Origin of the sequence: Polyangium spumosum (assembly GCF_009649845.1) — a bacterium.
In the GTDB taxonomy this organism is placed as follows: domain Bacteria; phylum Myxococcota_A; class Polyangia; order Polyangiales; family Polyangiaceae; genus Polyangium; species Polyangium spumosum.
On record NZ_WJIE01000008.1, the window covers coordinates 100,021 to 119,351 of the forward strand.

Consider the following 19,331-nt stretch of genomic DNA (forward strand, 5'->3'; position numbering starts at 1 on the left):
GACGGCGCTCCCTCGACCGACCTCGTTTCGACCATCCTCTATGTCCAGAACCGCCACCGATCGCCCCGCCGCCGTGCTCGTCGCGGTCCAGCTCTCCACCGTCGCCGACGTGGATCACGAGGCCGACATGGCCGAGCTCGGCAGGCTCGTGAACACGCTCGGCTACGACATCGTCGCGACGGTGTCGCAGCGCCGCTCGCACGTCTCGAAGGGCGCCGTGCTCGGGGAAGGGAAGCTCCGCGCCCTCGCCGAGATCACCGGCGGGCCCGGCCCCGCGGGCATGCGCTTCAGGAAGCCGGGCACGAAGCGCGACGACGACGCGGACGAGCACGACGAGGCGCCCGAGAGCGTCGAAGGCGAGGACGACGCGGACGACGACGCCGGCTCCGTCGTCGCGACGAAACCCCCCACGCTCGTCGTCGTCGATCACGACCTCACGCCGAGCCAGCTCCGCAACCTGGAGAAGTGCACGGGCCTCGAGGTCCTCGATCGCAGCGGCGTGATCATCGAGATCTTCCACCGCCACGCGCGCAGCCGCGAGGCGCGGCTCGAGGTCGAGATCGCGCGCCTCAACTACGTCGCGCCCCGCATGCGCGAGTCGAGCGCCGGCGGCGACAGGCAACGCGGCCGCGGCGCGGGCGAGAGCCAGCTCGAGCTCGACCGGCGCAAGATCCGTGATCGGATCGCCGAGCTGCGCAAGGAGATCGACGGCATCCAGCGCGAGCAGGCCACGCGGCGCGCGCTGCGCCAGAACGCCCGCCGCGTCGCGCTCGTGGGTTACACGAACGCGGGCAAGTCCTCGCTCATGCGCGCGCTCACGGGCAGCGACGTCTACGTGATGGACAAGCTCTTCGCGACGCTCGACACCACGGTGCGCGCGCTGCACCCCGAGGTGAAGCCGCGGATCCTCGTGTCCGACACCGTCGGCTTCATCAAGAAGCTGCCGCACGACCTCGTGGCCTCCTTCCGCTCCACGCTCGACGAGGCGCTCGAGGCCTCGCTCCTGCTCTACGTGGCCGACGCCTCGGACCCGACCTTCCGCAGCCAGCTCGACGTGACCCGCTCGACGCTCGCGGAGATCGGCGCGGAGGGCGTGCCCTACAAGCTCGTGCTGAACAAGATCGATCGGATCTCCGACGAGGAGCGGCTGATCCTCTCGCGCGAGTTCCCCGAGGCGATCCTGCTCTCGGCCAAGGATCCCGCGGACGTCGCGCGCCTTCGGCTCGTCCTCGTCGACTTCTTCGACGCGCTCATGGTCCCCGGCGAGCTCGTCGTGCCGTACACGAAGCAGGCCCTCGTCAGCGAGGTCTACGAGCACGCGAAGGTCCTCTCCGAGACCTACGACGAGGCCGGCGCGCACCTCGTGCTCCGCGCCGAGCCCGCCGCGCTCGCGCGGCTCCAGAGCTTGATCACGCGATGACGCGAGCCATGCGCCAAGCCGATCCCGCCCGCCCGCGCCTCCACCTCGTCGACGCCACCTACGAGCTCTTCCGCGCCTACTTCGCGCAGCCCTCCCGCAAGGCCCCCGACGGCCGCGAGGTCGGCGCCGTCCGCGGCTTGCTCTCGACGTTGATGGTCCTCACGCGGGACGCCACGCACCTCGCTTGCGCGACCGATCACGTCGTGACCTCCTTCCGCAACGACCTCTACGCCGGCTACAAGACCGGCGACGGCCTGCCGGAGGAGCTCACCTCGCAGTTCGCCCTCGCCGAGGACGCCATGCGCGCGCTCGGGCTCGTCGTCTGGCCCATGATCGAATTCGAGGCCGACGACGCGATCGCCGCCGCGGCGGCCCGCTTCTCGGAAGACGCGGGCCAGGTCTTGATCGCCTCGGTGGACAAGGACCTCGCGCAGTGTGTCGACGGCACGCGTATCGTCATGCTCGACCGGAAAAACGACAACACCCTGCTCGACGAGGACGGCGTGACCCGGAAGTTCGGCGTCAAACCCGCCTCGATCCCGGATTTCCTCGCCCTCGTGGGGGACTCGGCCGATGGATATCCGGGCTTGCCGGGCTGGGGGGAGAAGTCGGCCTCGTCCGTGCTCTCCGTGTTTGGCTCGATCGAGCGTATCCCGCGCGAGGCTTCCGCGTGGGGCATCAAGGTGCGTGGCGCCGACAAGCTCGCCGCGACGCTCGCCGCGCGGGCCGACGACGCGCGCCTCTTCAAGCAGCTCGCCACCCTCCGGACCGACGTGCCCTTGACCGAGGGCTTCGACGACCTCGCCTACCGCGGGGCGCGGCCCGAGCTCCGGGCGCTCTGCGACGCGCTCGGTTTGCCTGACCTCGTCAAACGCGTGACACGCTGGGCGCCTTGAACCGTGGGGGCCGTGACGGAGGCCGCTCGAATTTTGCGTGCCGTCCTGGCCGAGCCGTCGAGAAGATGCCCGCCGCCCCGCTGCTGGTGTAGAACCGGGGCCGGTGGAGTCCGGACTGGGGGGCACGTACGACGGTGGCGCTGGGGAGTTCCCCGATGGGCCCGAGTCTCTTGCCGGCGATGACAGGCAGACGCTCGTCATCATCGGCAACGGGATGGTGAGCTATCGGCTCTGCCAGAAGCTCGTCGAGAACGGCGTCAACCAATCGATCCGCATCGTCGTCTTCGGCGAGGAGCGCTTCCCCGCCTACGACCGCGTCCACCTCACCGACATCTTCGGCGGGCGCGACGGCGAGAGCCTGATCCTCGCGGAGGAGGACTGGTACGAGTCCCACGGCATCGACCTCTTCCTCGACGACCCGGTCGTCTACGTCGACCGCGAGCGCAGCTACGTCCAGTCGTACTCGGGCCGCCGCGTCCCCTACAACCGCCTCGTCTTCGCCACGGGCTCCGAGCCCTTCGTGCCGCCCATCGAGGGCATCCGCGTCGAGACCGACGACGGCACCAAGCACATCCGCCCGGGCGTCTACGTCTACCGGACCTTCGACGACGTCTACAACATCGAGTCACACGTCGAGGGCTCGCTGCGCGTCGCCGTGATCGGCGGCGGCTTGCTCGGCCTCGAGGCGGCGAAGGCGATCTACGACCTCGGCCGGCGGCTGCACCCGATCGAGGTCCAGGTCATCGAGGTCGCGCCGGGCTTGATGCCGCGGCAGCTCGACGCGCAGGGCGCCGCGGCGCTCAAGGAGAAGATCGAGGAGCTCGGCGTCAAGGTCCAGGTCGGCAAGAAGATCAAGGCCGTGCTCTCGGCGAAGGAGCACTTCGCCTCGAAGAAGAGGGCCGAAAAGGCGGCCTCGAAGGCGGCGTGGCGGCAGGCGAGGGAGGCGGAGCGGCAGGCGAAGAGACAAGCGAGGCAGGCCCTCATGGCGCTCTCGCCCGGCGAGCTCGCCCCCGGCAACGCCGGCCCCTACCGCTTCACCCAGCCGCGCGGCGACGTCGACGAGGAGACGCCGGAGGAGCCCGAGCAAGAGCCGGAGGAAGAGGACCTCGCGTCGTCCGAGGACGAGGTCGAGGAAGAAGAGGAGGCGTTCGAGGACGAGGAAGAGCGCCTCGTGATGCTCTTCGACGACGGCACGATCCTCGCCGTCGACATGATCATCGTCTCCACCGGCATCCGCCCGCGTGGCGAGATCGCGAAGGCCGCGGGCCTGAACTGCGCGGCGAACGGGGGGATCCTCGTCGACGATCGGCTCCAGACCTCGGACGAGCAGATCTTCGCGATCGGCGAGTGCGCCTGCCACAACGGCATGACGTATGGCCTCGTCGCGCCGGGTTACCAGATGGTCGACGTGCTGGTCGCGAACCTGCTCGGCGAGGACGCGGAGTTCAAGGGCGCCGATCAGTCCGCGAAGCTGAAGCTGCTCGGGGTCACGGTCGCGGCGCTCGGCGAGTACGACGGCGACACGAAGCCGCTCTCGTCGGCGCTCCGGTACACGACCGGCGGCGTCTATCGCAAGCTCGTCACGCGCCAGGGCAAGCTCATCGGCGCGGTCACCGTGGGCGACTGGGAGAACCTCGATCGCATCCGCGACGCGCTCGTCGCGCCCGTGCCGATGTCGTTCTTCGACATGCGGCGCTTCCGCTCGACGGGCAACCTCTTCGCGAAGGAGGAGTCGAAGAGCATCACCGAGTGGGCCGACGACGCGGTCGTCTGCGGCTGCATGCGCGTCACGCGTGGCGCGCTCAGCCTGGCGATCGTCGAGGGCTGCGGGACGATGCAGGCGCTCTGCAGCAAGACGGGCGCGGGCACGGTCTGCGGCTCGTGCAAGCCGCTCATCGCGGAGCTGCTCGGCGTCGACGAGAACGCGCAGGTCCCCGTGGCGGTGCCCGTCTCCTCGGTGCGTATGGGCGAGCGCCCGACCTTGCGGGAGCGAGCGCCCACGTCGCGCCGCTCGATGACCCCCGCGCCGGCCTCGCAGCGCCGCTCGACGTTGCCGGGTGTCTCGCGCTCCTCGACGCTGATGAACATCGTGATGCCGGGCAGCTTGCCGCCGTCGACCGGCGGGCGCGCGCGGCGCAAGACGCTCACGCAGATCGACCTCACGGCCGGGCTCGCGGATTTCAGCGCCGAGGCGCCGGCCGCCTTTGCCCCCGAGGCCATCATGCGCGAGACGGACGCGGCGCCGATCAGCAGCCGTCGCCCGCCGTCCTCGCGCCCGCCTGGCAGCCTCAAGCCGCGCCCCTCGTCGCGCCCGCCTGTGCCCACGCAGGCCGAGCTCGAGGCGGCGATCCGCGCGCTCGCGCCCCCGGCGTTACCCGAGGACGAGGCCGAGGTGGGCCTCTCGTCCGATCGTTCGCCGGCGTTGCTCTCCGAGGAGCCGGCGCGCGAGGCCATGGACCTGCAGATCACGCCGCTGCCTCCCTTGCCGACGTTCCTGGACGAGTCCACGAGCTCTGACGACGTCGAGGGCGCGGACGAGGACGACGACGCGTACGAGGAGGAGGCGGAGGCCGCGTTCAAGGCGCTCGACGAGGGCGACTACGACTACGGCTACGTGCAGGCGCGGCGGAGCTGGGTGCCGCCGAAGCGGCATGGTTTGCTCCCGCCCGAGGGGCGCCCGTCCCTGCCAGACATCATCCTGCCGCGCATCAAGGGACCGCCGCCGCCCGAGTCGGGGCTCCGGCCTCTCCTCGTCGCTTCGATGGGCGCGTTCCTCCTCTCGGTGGTGGCGGTCGCGGCGCGGCCGATCCCGGTGCCTGCGACGATGGCGGGCCGGCTCGGCCCTGCTCGTCTGCTCACGGACGACACGCTGAAGCAGATCTCGGGCTACGTGCTCCTGGGGCTCTGCGTGCTCAGCCTGGTGCTCTCGCTGCGCAAGCGCTGGCGGCGGTTCACGTGGCTCGACGTGCCCGTGTTCCGTGCGATCCACGGGGTGATCGGGGCCTCGACGTTGCTCGCGCTCGTGGCGCACACGGGCCTTCGGCTCGGCCACAAGTTCAACCTCATCCTGTCGGTCGATTTCCTTCTGGTCTGCGTGCTCGGCGCGGTGGCCGGCGTGGTCACGGCGATCTCGAACCGCTGGAGCCCGATGAAGGCGCGCGACAGGCGCCTCTCCACGTCACGCGCGCACCTCTGGGCGTTCTGGCCGCTGCCGGTGCTGGTCGCGTTGCACGTGGTGCAGGTCTACTACTACTGACCCGACTCGTATCGGAGGCGGTCAGAGCTCGACGAGTTGTCGTTCGAGTTGATGCGGAAGGTCCCGAAGCTGTGTCGCGCAGCGGCAGCGATATTCGGCGGTTACCTGCTCTGGAACACCGAGATAACGCCTCATACGCTCTTCGAGATCTCTGACGGCCCTCTTCAATATCTCCGCTTCTGTTCGAGCCCTGTCGTCGTCGGAACGCTCGAGTCGATTTGCGAGGCGTATGAGGGTGATTCGCCTCTCCAGGTGAGAATGAATGAATTGCCGGCGCGCTTTTCGTTTCCGGACCTTGCGCTCGTCGTTGATGTCGTAGACGATTTCCGCGTACGTGCCCCTTTCGGTCCTCGGCACGAGCCTGTCACCGACCACCTCGAAGTGGTCAGCCCATGCGTCGACTGTCGGGTCGAGGAGCGGAGTACCGTGTTCGTCGTGAAGGGGCGTGTTGGAGCGCGCCCTGTTGCAGAACCAACAGGCGTAGAGAAGGTTCTCGTACACGTTTGCGAGATTCCGGTCCACGCTTTGCGGAGTGCAGTGCTCGACGGTCATCTGGTGCGGCGTTTCCTCGACACCGCGCTCCGTGAGATCACCCTCGTGCAGTAGACATAGCGCGCACGTGAAACCGAAATCCCAGCGAAGACAAGGCACGTATGCTCGATACCCGCCCTGCCAATCGGCCTTCTTCGGAGCGTGAGCCCGCTCGAAAGGTCTAGTCGGTGGTTGTGTCGTCGGCGGGAGTACCTTCATAGTATTCGACGAGCTTCATGGCTCGCTGAACGAGCTCCGAGTCTTCGTAGGCGGTTGCTGCATGCTCTGGACTGCATTCCGTCTCGCTCCGATCCGCATATTCGATCTGGAGCTGACGTCGCCGTGCGATGGCAGCCTCGAGTTTTGCCTTTACCTCCGCGTCCTTCGGGCGCGCGTTCCGCTCATGCAAGAGCGCTGCGACTTCGTCATGCATGGCGTTGATCTGTCGTTCCAGCTCATCGAGCGAGGGGAGAGCTTTTCCGACCTGTGGCTGTTTACGATGCCAGGTCGCTCGGTGAATGCTCTTCCCTCGCCGCTTCTCGAGTTTTTGCGCAGCCAGACCCATGGTCACCTCCCGAGTCTCAACGTTTCGACGAGGTCGTGCGGAACGTGGGCCATGTCGACATCGCCCTCCCAGAATACGTTGGCGAGCGTGGGGACATGATCGACGAAAGCAATTGTCTCCTCGATGCCCGCAAGGCTCGAGATCGATCCGAGTCGACTGCGAGCGAGCGCTCGCACGGCGTTTGGCGCTCGAACCCGGCGGTTGACGACGGGCTTCAAGTTCGGAACGATATCGTGGTGGCGGGCGATGTACTCGAGCGCGGGCACGAGATCGTTGGTATCACAGCTTGTGACCAGGAAGGGATTCGGCTCCCAGCGTACGCCGCCCATGGATGGGTAGTCGTTGGGCAGCTTCTTCGTCGGTTCGAGCAACATCGAGACGAGATCCAGGACTTCGTGAGGAAATCCCCAGACGCCAGTCGGTAGATCCAGGACGACGTCGGTCAACGATGGAATCTGGGAGGGCAGTGCTCCCAGGGTCCGAAGGAGCGCGCGAGCCCAGTCGAACTCCTCGCCGTAAAACCACGCTGCGCTCTCGACCACGTCGTCGTAGGTCGACGAAGAGGGCAGGTACAAGACACCATCCTCACGCTGGTGCTTCCACACCAAGGCATCCACTCGCGCGGCGTGCTCGTAACCGAATGCGTGGTTGAGTACGTCGTTCACGAAGGGCGGTGGATGAGGGAAGTACCTCCAGCGCTCTTCTGTCTGCATCGCCGTGCGCCGTGCCGCTCGCAGCGCTCTCGTTTCGTTGACGGAGAAGAACCTTCCCGTCGGCAACGCGTCCAGGTCGAGAGAGCCATCCGTCTGGAGCGTGACGTCTGGCGCGCGCAGCTCCAGACCGTCCGCGAGGGACGTTCCCAGCAGATCGCAGTCGATGAGCAAGGGGACGCGGCCCAGACCGCAGAGCAGCTTGGCGCAGACGGTGGCCAGGGTCGACTTGCCGACGCCGCCCTTGACGGAGCAGAAGACGTGCAGGCGGATCGAGCGATCCGTCACGTGCTCTCCTTCTCGAGGCCAAAGAAGCCGAGCACCTCGCGCATGCGCGGATCATCCAGGAAGGGGGAGCGCTGCGCAAGTCCCAGGAGCACGGTGCGAGCGCGCACCGCGTCGACGACCTGCACCTGATGCGCACGGCAGGCCGCGAGGATGACGTCGATCCAGCGGCCGAGCTGCGCCACGTACGCGTCGCCACACGGCGCCCTGGGGCCCCCTCGCCCCTCTTGCATAGGCCCACCTGGGCACCCAAGGCGGCATCCTGCCACTTCGCACAGCGGCGACTCGGCTGCCCAGGTGGCGCCGTGCAACTTTACATAGCGCTCCCTGGCTGCCCAGGCGGCGTCATGCGACTTCGCACAGCGGTGACTTGGCTGCCCAGCTGGCGCCGTGCGACTTTACACAGCGCTTCCTGGCCGCCCAGGCGGCGTCATGCGACTTCGCTCGGGGGCAACTCGGCTGCCCTGGCGGGGCCTTGCAACGGCTCTTCAGGGCGAGGGCTGCGTGGGCTCGTCGACGATCACGGGCTTCGTGCGTTGTTGCTCGGCGAGGTCGTCGAAGATCTCGGGCATCATCGAGACTCTGTCGAGCGGGCGCAGCACGCCCTCGATGATCGACTTCGTGGCCGTGTAGCGGCGCAACCAGGAGGCGCGGGCGCTGGCGACCTCCGGCGTCATCTGGTGCCGGTCGATACGCGCGCGCCGCACGCCTTCGTTCAGCGAGGACAGGGCGTCGCGCACCACGAGCAGGTCGGCCGACCAGGTCGCGTGCTCGGGCAGGCTCGCCTTGTATTTCTCGACGGCCGTACTCGCGTGATTGAGCGCCGCGGCGAGCTTGACGGGGCGCCGCCGCAGGATGGTGGTCAGGGTCTCGCCCTGGAGGATGTCGTTCGCGATGGCGTCGCCGTTCGGGCGGGATTCGGCGTACCGCACGAGCCGCCGCAGGAGGGTGCGCCCCGCGGCGACGACGTCCGCCTTTGATTCGTAGGTCACGATCTCGATCGCGCCCGCCTTTTCGAGCGCGGCCTTCATCGCGTCGGTCTCGCTCGCGAGGCGCGTCGCGGCGACCTTGATCATCGGATCGAGCTCCGGATCCAGCCCGACCACGAGCGCCAGGATCTGCGAGACCGCGAACCCGCCATAAGCGATGGTCTCGTATTGGTCGATGTGCGTGTCCGCCATGGCGCGCAGTGTCGGCCAGCTCTCGATCCCTGGTCAAGAGGGATCGAAGCGACCGGGACGCTTTGTCGCGTCCTCCGGTACTCTCCCGCCACGCGGGCGCGTGACGCGTCCGATGCGAGGTGTTCATGGCTTTTCGATCAAAACGGAATGGATGGCTCGCCGCGGCGGGCGTCTTCGCGCTCGCCCTCTCGGCGCTCGGCCAGGGATGTGGTGACGGATCGAGCACGGGTACGGGCGGCGCGGGCGCGGGCGGGCCCGGCTCGGGCGGGATGGGCGGCGACGGCGGGACGTTCACCGTCGGCTCCGCGCAAGGCGGCGGGTTCCCGGGGACGTGTGATCCGACGTGCGACCCTGCGAGCGAGGTCTGCTCGCACGGCGTCTGCGTGCCCGTGAAGGGCTGCGGCAACGACGCGGATTGCCAGAACGACACGTACTGCGAGCCCATGTCGAAGCAATGCGTGCCGTGGGAGAGCAAGGCGCCGCCGAACGATCCGACGTGTATCAACGTCATCGCGGCCGGGCAGTTCTCGCCGCGCGTGAAGTGCGAGTTCAGCACGGCGCCCGAGGGGGATCCGTTCCCCGGGCACGTCGACGTGCAGGGCACGCCGATCGTGGCGAACTTCAACAAACCGGCGGCCGCGGGCTCGCCGAGCATCGTCGCGGCGTTCACGGCGACCGTGGTGGCGAATTACACCGAGGACGCGGGCATGATCCGCGTGCTCAGCGGGAAGGATTGTTCGCTGGAGGCAAACCTCGGCGGCACGGACGTCGACGGGGACGGCGCGGTGGACTGGCTCGTCTCGTCGTCGACGCTCGCGGCGGGGGATCTCGACGGCGACGGCGTGGCCGAGATCGTCGCGTACGGGGCGGACGGCTCGACGCTCGCGTTCACGAAGAAGGCGGGGGCGTGGGGGCTGCTCTGGAAATCGGCCCACCAGGCCGGCATCGTGGGAGGCCCCTGCGATTTCAACCTGCACCGCTGCCCCGTGGGCTGGGCGGGGCCCTCGATTCACGACATCGACGACGACGGCAAGCCCGAGATCCTGCGCGAGGGCGCCGTCCTGCGCGCGGACGGCACGCTCGCGTCGGGCGCTCCGCCGGGGTATGCGAGTTATGGGTCCGGCCTCTTCTCCGTGGTGGCGAACCTCGATCAGGACCCGAACATCGAGCTCACGAACGGGCAATTCGTCTGGGAGTGGGCGAACGGCGCGTGGGCGCAGGAGCCGGGTTTCCCGGGCGCGTCGGCGTCGGCGCCGGGGCACGTGGCGATCGCCGATTTCGGCGCGTATGGAGAGGGCGCGCCGGCGAAGAACCCCGAGATCGTGGTCGTGCGATCGAGCCTCGTGATGATTTACGCGATCGACGGCACGCTCGTGCAGCCGCCCGTGGCCGTGCCCGGTGCGGGGGGCGGCGGGCCGCCCACGGTCAGCGATTTCGACGGGGATGGCCTGCCCGAGGTCGCGGTGGCCGGGCAGGCGTTTTACACGATCTACGACCTCGATTGTGGCGCCGCGCCGAGGCCCGGCGGGCAATGCAACCTCGCGCGTTGTGATTTCGCGGGCGGCACGTGCGCGGCGGGCGGCTACATCCTCTGGTCGAAATCGACGCAGGACCTCTCGTCGAACGTGACGGGCTCGAGCGTCTTCGATTTCGAGGCCGACGGCTCGAGCGAGGTCGTCTACGGCGACGAGTGTTTCGTCCGCGTGTACGACGGGAACACGGGCGACGTGCTGTTCAGCCAGTATCGCTCGTCGTGCACGTGGTACGAGAACCCGCTCATCGCGGACGTCGACGGCAATTTCCGCGCGGACCTGGTCACGCCGTCGAACAAGGCGTGCTCGCCCGACGGGACGGGCATCGTCTGCCAGACGCTCGACGCGAACGGCGTGGATCCGCAGTTCCCCGGCGTGCGGTGCGAGGCGGCGGCCGATTGTGTCTCGGGGGTGTGTGACGCCGGGTTCTGCCGGTGCACGGAGACGAAACAATGCTGCGCGGCGCAGGACGACGCGGCCTGCATCGAGGAGGGCCTGAAATGCGCGCCGCCGCCCGACGGCACGCCCGGTACGGGGAGCACCTGCCGCGCCGGCCATCCGCACGGGGTCTCGGGGATCCGCGTGTATTCGGACGCGAACGACAAGTGGGTCCGCTCGAGGACGATCTGGAACCAGCACCCGTACGCGGTGACGCACGTGAACGAGGACGGGACGATCCCGCAGACGAGCGCGTGGACGAACAACTGGGACGACCCCACGCTCAACAATTTCCGGCAAAACGTGCCCGGGAACGCGAACGGCGCGGCGACGGGGGATCCGACGGCGGGCGCGAGCACGCAATACGCGTGCAGCGGGCAAGGCGCGGAGATCGGCGCGCCGATCTGCAACCGCGGGGCCGATCCCGTGGGCGCCGGGCTCTCGGTCGGCTTCTACGTCGGGCAGCAGAAGGTGTGCGAGGCGAAGACCACCGAGGTCCTGCAGCCGGGCGAGTGCCGGCTCGTGTCGTGCAACTGGAGCATGCCGCCGACGATCGAGGCCGAAAAAGTGGACGTGACCGTCATCCCGAACGACGACGGCGCGTACGCCGAATGCAAACCAGGCAATAACCTGGGGACGATCGTCGGCGTGTTCTGCAAGCCGCCGGCTTGATCCGTCGCTAACGCGCCCGCGGGGCCCCGCAGCTCGCCGGGGCCTTCGGGGCGAGCGCAAACGAGAACGCGTCGACGTTCTCACCACGCGGCAAATAACGCACCTTCGTGAGCTTGCCGCCGCGGTCGACCTCGACCTCGACCGGCTTTTCAATCGTGCCGTCCCCGAGATCCGCCGCCGTGATGCGGTCCCCCTCCACGAGGCCCGCCTTCGCGGCGGCCGATTTCGGGGAGAGTCCCCGTACCTTCTTTTCAGCCACGGACGCAGGATCAAAGCCGAGGTCGTGCTGGGGGACCTTCTTCTTCACCCGCGTGAGGCACGGGCCGAAGGCGTCGCCAGGGACGTCCGGCGCGGCGCCTCCCTTCACGAGCACCGCAGCGAAGCGAGTCTCCCCCTCGGCCCCGAGCTCCTTGCCAATCGCCTCGCGCAGCGCAGCGACGGTCACACGCGCCTGTTCGCCGGTCTCGTGCGGGCCAGGCTTCGGCGTGATCACGCGGATGACGTCGGCGAGGGAGCGTTTCCCGTCACTCTTCGCCCGCAAACGCGCGTCGAGCTCGGCCGCGAAGAGCATGCCAAGGTCGTCCGGATGGGCGCGCCGCGAGGAGAAGTACCGCGTCGCCCGCACATCAAGCTCCCCGGCGAGATCCGCGGGCGCGACGAGCTCCGCCCGGCGCAAGGCGTCGACCGCGAGGTAGGTGACGAAGCCCTCGTCGAACCAGCGCTCAGCCTCGACGGTGAGCCCGAGGTTCAAGCGCGCCATGGCCCACGCGAGGTCACGCTTCTCGGGCCAGCCAAACGTACGCCCCTCGTCCGCGACGGCAATCACGCCCGTTCCCGCAATGTCGAGGTCGAAGCGCCCGCCCGCAGCGCCGCTCGATCGCAAGAAGAGCTCGAAATGGCCAAGCGGCGCCTCGGTGAGCGGCTGGACGGAGAGGAAGGCCCGGCTCGCCCAGGCCCCGACGTCGAACATGTCGAAGGCGCCACGCCCAAGGGAGGTCAAGGTGACGACAGCACCCCTGCCTTCCTGCAGCAGGAGCTTCTCGACCGTCATCCGATCGAAGATCCCCGCGGTAAAGGTGGCGTCGCCAATCATCGTGAGCGGGCCAATACACTCGACGTCGCCCAGGCCAAACGAGGACGCAGCCCGCGCGCCAGGGCCGAGGCCCGCGACGTCCCAGCGCACACGCATCACATGCGGCTCGGTCGTCTCCGGCACGAGCAAGAAGGCACGCCCCAGCCCAAGGAACCCGCCCGCCGTCGCCGAGAGGGCGGAGGGCCGCGCACCCGCGGTCGAAGCGATCTTCCGCGTGTACGTCACGGTGACGGGACCACGCGCGCGCCGCTCCGCACGCCAGCCAGGCAACGCCGTCGTGTCCTTGTCGTCCCCCTCGTCGCGCACGAGCGCGAGCGAGCCCTCCGCGTCACGCGCCGCGAGCTCGTCGACATCCTCCGCGCGAGCGCCGTCGAGCCGAAACACGAGCGGGCGCGTCTCACCAAACTCCACCGGCGGCGCAGAGAAGCGCATCGACACGTCGATGGCGACAGCCCCACTCGCACCGTCACGCGTCGGGGCAAGGCGCACTTCAACCACGGGAGGCGCGTTCGTCTCGGCCTTCGGCAGCGCAGCCGCAGGAGCGACGCTCTTCGGAGCCGGCGGACACGGGGTTTCGGCGATCAGCGGCTCGGACGCGCAAGCCACGAGGCAGGAAGCCAGCGCGAGCAGGGAGAGGCAGGGGAGGCGCACGGCGCGCGAGGATACTGCCAGGGCGTGCGCGAGTGCACGCGGATTCAGAACTTGATGACGTCCTTCGCCGAGAGGAAGTGCGAGCCCTTCGCGGTCGTCTTCGGCCCGGCCGAGGGGCGGAAGGTGAGCTTGCGGTACGCGGCGACGACACACGTTTCGAAGCCTTTGCTCCACCACGGGTCGGCGCCACGCGTGAGCCCGCTGAGCGTCACGCGACCGACCTTGCCGGTGGGCTCGATGTCATAGGTCACCGTGACGAACCCGTGCGCGTCGGGGTGTTTGCGTGTCTCCTCGTGATGGCAGGCCCGGACCTCGGGGGCCATGCGCTCCTCGGCGCGTTTGGTCTCGCTCTCCTCGGGATCCTCGTCGGTCGCCGCGCCCGAGGTCGACGCCGGGGGAGCGACGCGCGGCGGCGGGGGGACGTGCCCCTCGGCGACGGGGCCTTTCTCGTGCACGGGGGGCGTCGGCGCAGGCGCGGCAGGGAGCTCGGGGCAACTGACGTACACGAGCGGATCGTAGAGCGCCCAGAAGCCGAGGGCGCCGGCGCCGGCCACGAGGACGTGGGTGAGACCGAAGATGCCGATCCACGCGGCACGGGAGATCGACGGCTTTCCGCCGGCCCTGCGCAGCCGCGCGAGCTCGACGTTTTGCTCGGCGATCTCCGCCTCACGCGCCCGGAGCGAGGCCTCGCGCTCGGCGAGCTTCGCGTCGAGCGTCTCGATCCGCATCCGCGCCGCGTCGAGGTCGCTCCGGTACTCCATGGCAGCTACCGCTTCCGCGGGGTCGTGGGCCGCTTGGGGGCTGGCGGCGCTTTGCGCGGGGCTACGGGTTTGGGGACCGGGATGCGGTACCTCCGGCCCATCTTGATGTCGATTGTCTTGAGCCCGTTGGCTCCCTGGATTGCTTCGACCGTCGTGCCGTACCTGCGGGCCAGGATCTGGAGCGTGTCGCCGCTCCGGGCCTTGTGCATCACCACGGACTCGGCCACGTGGGCCGGCGCGACCTTCGCGCGCCTCAGGAACGAGCCGGCTTTGCGCCCGAGCTCCTGCGCGATGGGGCTCGAGAAGCGCACGTGCAGGTGGTTGCCGTGGCCGCGCGCGTGCCGCACCACTGCGCGGGGGCTCTTGCCGCGCACCTGGAAGACTTGGTCCAGCCAGGCCTCGTCCTCGCCCTTGCGCTGGGCGTACTTCACGAGCAGACGCTGCACGGCGGTGTCGATGAGGACGAGGTCCACGTCGGCCTCGTTCACGATGGTTTTTACCAGCGCGAGTGTGCGCTCGAGGTCGAGGTTTGCCTCGGTGGCGCGGATGAAGTGGGACTTTGGCGGGTTGTGGTAGTAGCCGAGGTCGACGTCGCGCCCTGACTGGTGGCTCTTGTGGGGTGAGAGGTGGCCGCCTTTGCGGGCGCTGATGTGCCCGATGGCGAGGGGCGGGGCGCCGGGGTGCTCGGCCGCGACCTTCTCGATGCTGCGCGCGATGGCGTCCACTGTCTCCTGCGTGCCCCAGGCGCACGAGGGATCTTGCACGATCCACTTGTCGCTCTTCGGCATCTGCACGCCGTTCACGAGTGCGCCCGCGTTTGGCACGCCGAGCGAGAGTGGGCCGACGGAGGCGGGATCCTTGCGGTAGCGGGCCTCGAGCTGCTCCACGCTGAGCGCGAGCATGGGGGAGGGGAGCTTGGGTTGCGGCGGCGGTGGGGCTGCGGTCGGGGGGGTGTTTTCGGCCTCGGCGGCCTCGGCGGCCTCGGCTTCGTCGTCGTCCGGACCTTCGTCGTCGCCTTCGTCCGTGTCTGCGTCGTGCGTCGTGGCCTGGGCGGGGGCGCTCGGCGTGGGCTTCGGGGCTGCGGCCTGGGCCGGCTTCACGAGCAGCGGCGCGGGGTGGGTCGCCTTCGGGCCTGCTTCCGCGGGCGCGGTGGCCGCGCAGCCGGGGAAGACCAGGAAAACGAGCCCGAAGAACCACCGCCGCATCGAGGTGGACTCTACCAGCGGCCGGCCGGATCTGGCTACCTTCTTGGGTTTCGGCGGGGCCTTTGCGCTTCTTCACACGGAGCGGGGCGCGCGCTTCACACGAGCGAGTGATGTTCCTTCGCGTGAACGACGCGGCGCAGGAGAAGCCGCGGAGGAGAGGGAACATGTTCGGATTTTTGATCGGGACCGCTTGCCTCATCGGCCTCATCAAGGTGCTGCGCCACGGCGGTTGTCACCGCGGCTACGGCTACCGGAGCTTCGGGTACGCGGGCGGTTGTGGCTCGTACGGCGGCGACGGTTGCGGGCACGGGTATGGCCATGGCGGATGGGAGGGCGGCGGCCACGGGCGCGAGCAGGGAGGGCCCTTCCGGACGCACGGCCGCGCGGGCTTCCGGCCTCGCGGGTACGGCATGCCGCACTTCGTGCTCCGCAGGCTCTTCGAGGCGCTCGACACCACGCCGGGCCAGGAGAAGGCGATCGCGGCGGCGATGGAGGAGATGCGCGAGGTGATGGCCAAGCACCGCGGCGAGCTGCGCAAGAGCCGCGAGGATCTGGCCCGCGTGATGCGCAGCCCGAGCTTCGACGAGACCGTGATGGGCGAGCTCTTCGCGCGGCACGACGCGGCGCTCGAGGTGATGCGCAAGGCGACGGTGGGCTCGATGGCGAAGGTGCACGAGGTGCTCGACGAGCGCCAGCGGGCGCGCCTCGCGGACTTGATCGAGCAGGGGCCGGGGTTCTGGGGCGGCTTCGGCGGCTGAGGCCTTCAAGAAAACAACGGACGAGGTGAGACCATGAAGCGGAGACTGTTGATCGTGCTCTTGAGCCTGGGGACTCTCGGCGGATATGCCGCCGGCTTCGCGAGCCTGCGTTGCCACGGCGGGCAGAAGCGGCAGCACTTCGAGCAACACGTCGCGAAGATTTGCGTGGACGCCGCGAGGAACGCCGAGGCGCCCCCGCCCCCGCCGCCGCGTTAACGCGTCTCGGGCTGCGGTTCGGTCGGGGCAGGGCGCGCCTGCTCCGGCCCGGGCCAGAGCTCGGGCGGATAACTCAGCTCCACGAGCAGCTTCTCGAAATCCGCGATGGGCATCGTGCAGCGGCCGTACCGGTCGACGATACGCGTGCGGATCCCCTCGAACCACGACTGCTGCGGATCCATCGGGTCGTCGTACGTGACGATCCCGTTCGGACGATCGATCTCGAGGATCCGCACCTTGTGGGCCGCGTGCTCGGCGCTGCCCGCGGCCCTGCGGACGGGGCTGCGCACCTTGGGCAGCTCCAGCGTCGCGAAGACGGTCTCGCCCGCGCTCGTCACGCGTTCGATGATCGAGAGCGCGTCGCGGTGCAGATCCGCCACCTTGCTCGTGTCCACGCCGAACCGCGCGAAGAGCGCGGCGAAACGCGCGTGCGCGTCGGAGAGCGTCTCCCAGTGTTTGCCCGTGATCCCGTCGAGCAGCCGATCGAAGGCGCCGAGGGAGAGGCCCGTGCCGGTGTTCTTCACGCCCTCGAACTGGCCGTCCTCCGCGTTGCGGTAATCGAGCTCGGGGTAGGCGTACTCCATGCACGCGACCTGAAAGAGCCGGCTCACCGGGCTCCTGCGGAACTCGTATTCGTCGGGCTCGAGCACGTCCTCGTCGCGCGCGAGCTCGCGGCCGCTCCGGAGTTTTACCTTTCCCTCCGGGCTCACGAGCCCGGCGACGATTCGCGCGTATTCGGCGGGATCTCGCTCGGCGACGTAGATCTCGATACACGTCGCGGCGCACGTGCCCTTCAGGCCCTGCGTGATGCGGCCCGGCTGGACGATGTTGCGGATGAGCTCTCCGAGCAGGATGGTTCGCCCCGGCGCCTCCTCGAACGTGGAGGCCATGGGCCCGTCGGCCACGGCGAACAGGCTCTCGTGCAGCGGCCGACCGAGCGCGTCCTTGCGCTCGAAGAAGCCTCCTTTCCAGAGCCCCTGGAGCGCCTCGACGCTCCGCTTGCGCCAGATGCCCACGATCTCCTTGTCCCGCAGCGGGTACGTCGGATGGACCGGGAGGTCGAGCCGCTCCTCGAGCCGATCGACGATCTCCTGAGGGTCCTGCAAATCCAGCATGGTTTGTCTCCCGAGTTTCCCCACCCCGGGCCTCTTGCCCCCGACGTCAGGGCCCGATCCTGACGTGTTTCCTCGCCCGGAGCAAGGTTCCGCGCCTTGCCTCCCGCCTCGATCCTGCTATCGCGCGCCGCCGCCACGCCGAGGCGTTTTCGAGTAGCATCCGCGCCGTGCTCCGTGCCCGCGTGTCGCTGCTCGCCCCCGCCTTCGTGGCGCTCGCGCCGGCCCTCGCAGAGGCCCACACCACCCCGGGCGGACTCACGTTGCACCAGATGGCGAGCGCCGCCGACGTCATCGCGGCCGCGCGGATCGAGCGTATCGGCCCCGAGCCCCGCGGCACCGGGCCCCTCCCGCCCGTCGAGGCGCGGATCCTCGAGCTGCTCCGCGAAGGCGACGCGAAGATCGGCCCCATCCGTTTTGTCCCGCACCGCCACGCCGACGAAGCCTACGTGGTCGGCGAGGAGGTGCTCCTCTTCCTCGAACGCAGGCGCGAAGGCGCGAAGGACGCCGACGTGGCGCCCTACGAGTCCGTGGAGGCCATCGCGGATCGTATCGTCCTCGTGCCCGCCTCCCGGGCGACGTGGATCGACGCGACGCGCGCTTATGCCGCGCTCGGAAAGGGCAAGCGGGCGAGCGACGATCCCGCCGCGCTGGGGCGCGTCACCGTCACGATGCTCGCGTCGAGCGAGCCTCGGATCACGAACTTCGCGCTGCGGGATCTCACCCTCGCCGGCGCTGTGCCCCTCGTCGGCGAGGCCGACCGCCCCGCGCTCCTTGCGCTGCTCGGCGACGCCTCGCGGTCCGCCACCTCGCGGGTCGGCCTGCTCATGGAGCTCGAGCGCCGCAAGCTCGTCGAGGTGGGCCCGCTCTGGATCCCGCTGCTCCGCAGCGCGCGTCCGATCGAGCGCGCGCAGGTCATCCGCGCGGCGGGGGCGCGCGCCTTCGTCCCCGCCGTGACGGCCGAGCTCGTCTCGATCCTGGAGAAGGGCGAGCGGGACGCGGCCGTCGCGGCGGCGCGCGCGCTCGGCATCGAGGGCAACGAGGCGGCCGTCGAGCCGCTCGGGCGCGCCGTGGATCACGAGCCCGCCGAGCTCCGCTTCGCCGCGCTCGGCAGCTTGCGGCGCGTCGGCTCGCCGAGGGCGCGTGATGTCCTCGCCCGCGTGGCGAGCTCGCACCCGGATCCCGAGACGAAGCGCGTGGCCGCCACCGAGCAGAACCTCCTCGCGGCTCGCCCGGCCGCGCCTCCGGCGGCCCCGCCTGCGGGGGACGACGCCGGTGTTCGTGGCATGAAGGGTCTCCTCGCGGCGGTGGTCGTCGTGGTCCTCGGGGCGATTGCCTTCTTTCTGTACGGAAAAAGGAAAGGAAAGGCGGAATGAGTTTGCAGGGACGAACCGCGCTCCTCGCGGGCGCCACGGGCCTCGTCGGTCGGAGCTGCCTCGAGCGCTTGCTCGCGCACCCGGCGTATACACGTGTCGTCGCGCTCGTGCGCAGGCCGACGGGAATGAACCATGACAAACTGCAGGAGCTCCGCGCCGACTTCGACGCGCTGGCGGAGCTCTCGTCGTTGCCGGCGGTCGACGACGTCTTCATCGCGCTCGGCACGACCATCAAGGCGGCGGGATCCAGGCCGGCGTTTTACAAGGTCGACCACGATTACGTGGTCGCGGTCGCCGAGCTTGGAAGACGTGCGGGGGCTCGCAAGCTCGCGCTCGTGTCGAGCATCGGGGCGGACGCTGCGTCGAGGAACTTCTACCTGCGGGTCAAAGGTGAGGCCGAGCGGGACGTCAGCGGGCTCGGATACGAATACGTCGAGATCCTGCGCCCGAGCTTGCTCGTGGGCGAGCGCAGCGAGGCCAGGACGGGCGAGGCGGTGGGTATCGCCGTGATGAGCGTGGTGAGCGGGCTCATGGTGGGGCCCATGCGAGTGTATCGCCCCGTTGATGCGCGCGACGTCGCCGCGGCGATGATTGCTTCCTTGGTGTCCGATGGCACGACTGGCGTGCATGTCCGCACCTTCGACGACATTCGTCGTCTCGCGTCGTAGCGGCA

General features: G+C 69.3%; 17 protein-coding genes. 8 read left to right on the plus strand and 9 right to left on the minus strand.

Annotated features, from left to right (window positions below; genetic code table 11):
- Positions 1-40: 40 nt before the first annotated feature.
- The 3 genes from hflX (at position 41) to GF068_RS27005 (ending at position 5,572) form a co-directional block, all read left to right on the plus strand.
- Positions 41-1,420, plus strand: coding sequence for a GTPase HflX (hflX, locus tag GF068_RS26995; RefSeq protein ID WP_153822353.1), 1,380 nt, complete (start codon positions 41-43; stop codon positions 1,418-1,420).
- Between the two features lie 8 nt (positions 1,421-1,428).
- On the plus strand, positions 1,429-2,316 hold the full coding sequence (locus GF068_RS27000) for a 5'-3' exonuclease (RefSeq protein WP_153822354.1): 888 nt from the start codon (positions 1,429-1,431) through the stop codon (positions 2,314-2,316).
- Between the two features lie 103 nt (positions 2,317-2,419).
- Positions 2,420-5,572: an FAD-dependent oxidoreductase gene (locus GF068_RS27005; protein WP_153822355.1), complete on the plus strand. Its 3,153-nt coding sequence runs from the start codon at positions 2,420-2,422 to the stop codon at positions 5,570-5,572.
- 21 nt (positions 5,573-5,593) lie between these two features.
- Here the strand turns inward: GF068_RS27005 and GF068_RS27010 are convergent, their stop codons facing one another.
- From GF068_RS27010 to GF068_RS27030, 5 genes are all read right to left on the minus strand, one after another.
- Positions 5,594-6,124 carry a hypothetical protein gene (locus GF068_RS27010; protein ID WP_153822356.1) on the minus strand — a complete coding sequence of 177 codons (531 nt, stop codon included), beginning with the start codon at positions 6,122-6,124 and terminating at the stop codon, positions 5,594-5,596.
- Positions 6,125-6,284: 160 nt separating this feature from the next.
- Positions 6,285-6,668 carry a hypothetical protein gene (locus GF068_RS27015; protein WP_153822357.1) on the minus strand — a complete coding sequence of 128 codons (384 nt, stop codon included), beginning with the start codon at positions 6,666-6,668 and terminating at the stop codon, positions 6,285-6,287.
- 2 nt (positions 6,669-6,670) lie between these two features.
- Entirely contained in the window at positions 6,671-7,666 is a 996-nt protein-coding gene (locus GF068_RS27020) for a nucleotide-binding protein (protein WP_153822358.1), read from the minus strand.
- Positions 7,663-7,896 (minus strand): hypothetical protein, encoded by a 234-nt coding sequence (locus GF068_RS27025; protein ID WP_153822359.1) that lies wholly within the window; start codon positions 7,894-7,896, stop codon positions 7,663-7,665. The genes GF068_RS27020 and GF068_RS27025 overlap by 4 nt, the downstream gene beginning before the upstream one ends.
- A gap of 255 nt (positions 7,897-8,151) precedes the next feature.
- Positions 8,152-8,844 carry a hypothetical protein gene (locus GF068_RS27030; protein ID WP_153822360.1) on the minus strand — a complete coding sequence of 231 codons (693 nt, stop codon included), beginning with the start codon at positions 8,842-8,844 and terminating at the stop codon, positions 8,152-8,154.
- A 125-nt stretch (positions 8,845-8,969) separates the two neighbouring features.
- Here GF068_RS27030 and GF068_RS27035 point away from each other — a divergent pair, with 125 nt between their 5' ends.
- Entirely contained in the window at positions 8,970-11,486 is a 2,517-nt protein-coding gene (locus GF068_RS27035; RefSeq protein ID WP_153822361.1) for a hypothetical protein, read from the plus strand.
- 7 nt (positions 11,487-11,493) lie between these two features.
- Here GF068_RS27035 and GF068_RS27040 read toward each other — a convergent pair whose 3' ends face one another.
- Genes GF068_RS27040 through GF068_RS27050 form a run of 3 tightly spaced genes read right to left on the minus strand, consistent with a single transcriptional unit; the run spans position 11,494 to position 15,196 of the window.
- Positions 11,494-13,230, minus strand: coding sequence for a M61 metallopeptidase family protein (locus GF068_RS27040; protein WP_153822362.1), 1,737 nt, complete (start codon positions 13,228-13,230; stop codon positions 11,494-11,496).
- A gap of 44 nt (positions 13,231-13,274) precedes the next feature.
- Positions 13,275-13,991, minus strand: a complete 717-nt coding sequence (locus tag GF068_RS27045) for a hypothetical protein (RefSeq protein WP_153822363.1) — start codon at positions 13,989-13,991, stop codon at positions 13,275-13,277.
- A gap of 5 nt (positions 13,992-13,996) precedes the next feature.
- Positions 13,997-15,196: a LysM peptidoglycan-binding domain-containing protein gene (locus GF068_RS27050; protein WP_153822364.1), complete on the minus strand. Its 1,200-nt coding sequence runs from the start codon at positions 15,194-15,196 to the stop codon at positions 13,997-13,999.
- Between the two features lie 164 nt (positions 15,197-15,360).
- Here GF068_RS27050 and GF068_RS45435 point away from each other — a divergent pair, with 164 nt between their 5' ends.
- Both GF068_RS45435 and GF068_RS27060 read left to right on the plus strand, forming a co-directional pair.
- A complete protein-coding gene (locus GF068_RS45435; protein WP_240807468.1) occupies positions 15,361-15,954 on the plus strand; it encodes a Spy/CpxP family protein refolding chaperone in 594 nt (197 codons plus the stop codon).
- A gap of 33 nt (positions 15,955-15,987) precedes the next feature.
- Positions 15,988-16,170, plus strand: coding sequence for a hypothetical protein (locus tag GF068_RS27060; protein WP_153822365.1), 183 nt, complete (start codon positions 15,988-15,990; stop codon positions 16,168-16,170).
- Here the strand turns inward: GF068_RS27060 and GF068_RS27065 are convergent.
- Positions 16,167-17,285, minus strand: a complete 1,119-nt coding sequence (locus tag GF068_RS27065; RefSeq protein ID WP_153822366.1) for a hypothetical protein — start codon at positions 17,283-17,285, stop codon at positions 16,167-16,169. The two genes, GF068_RS27060 and GF068_RS27065, sit on opposite strands and share 4 nt — an antisense overlap.
- Before the next feature lie 167 nt (positions 17,286-17,452).
- On the opposite strand from GF068_RS27065, the gene GF068_RS47165 reads away from it, so the two are divergent.
- Positions 17,453-18,658 carry a HEAT repeat domain-containing protein gene (locus tag GF068_RS47165; RefSeq protein WP_153822367.1) on the plus strand — a complete coding sequence of 402 codons (1,206 nt, stop codon included), beginning with the start codon at positions 17,453-17,455 and terminating at the stop codon, positions 18,656-18,658.
- On the plus strand, positions 18,655-19,326 hold the full coding sequence (locus GF068_RS27075) for an NAD(P)H-binding protein (RefSeq protein ID WP_153822368.1): 672 nt from the start codon (positions 18,655-18,657) through the stop codon (positions 19,324-19,326). Before GF068_RS47165 ends, GF068_RS27075 begins: the two co-directional genes overlap by 4 nt.
- Positions 19,327-19,331 lie beyond the last annotated feature (5 nt).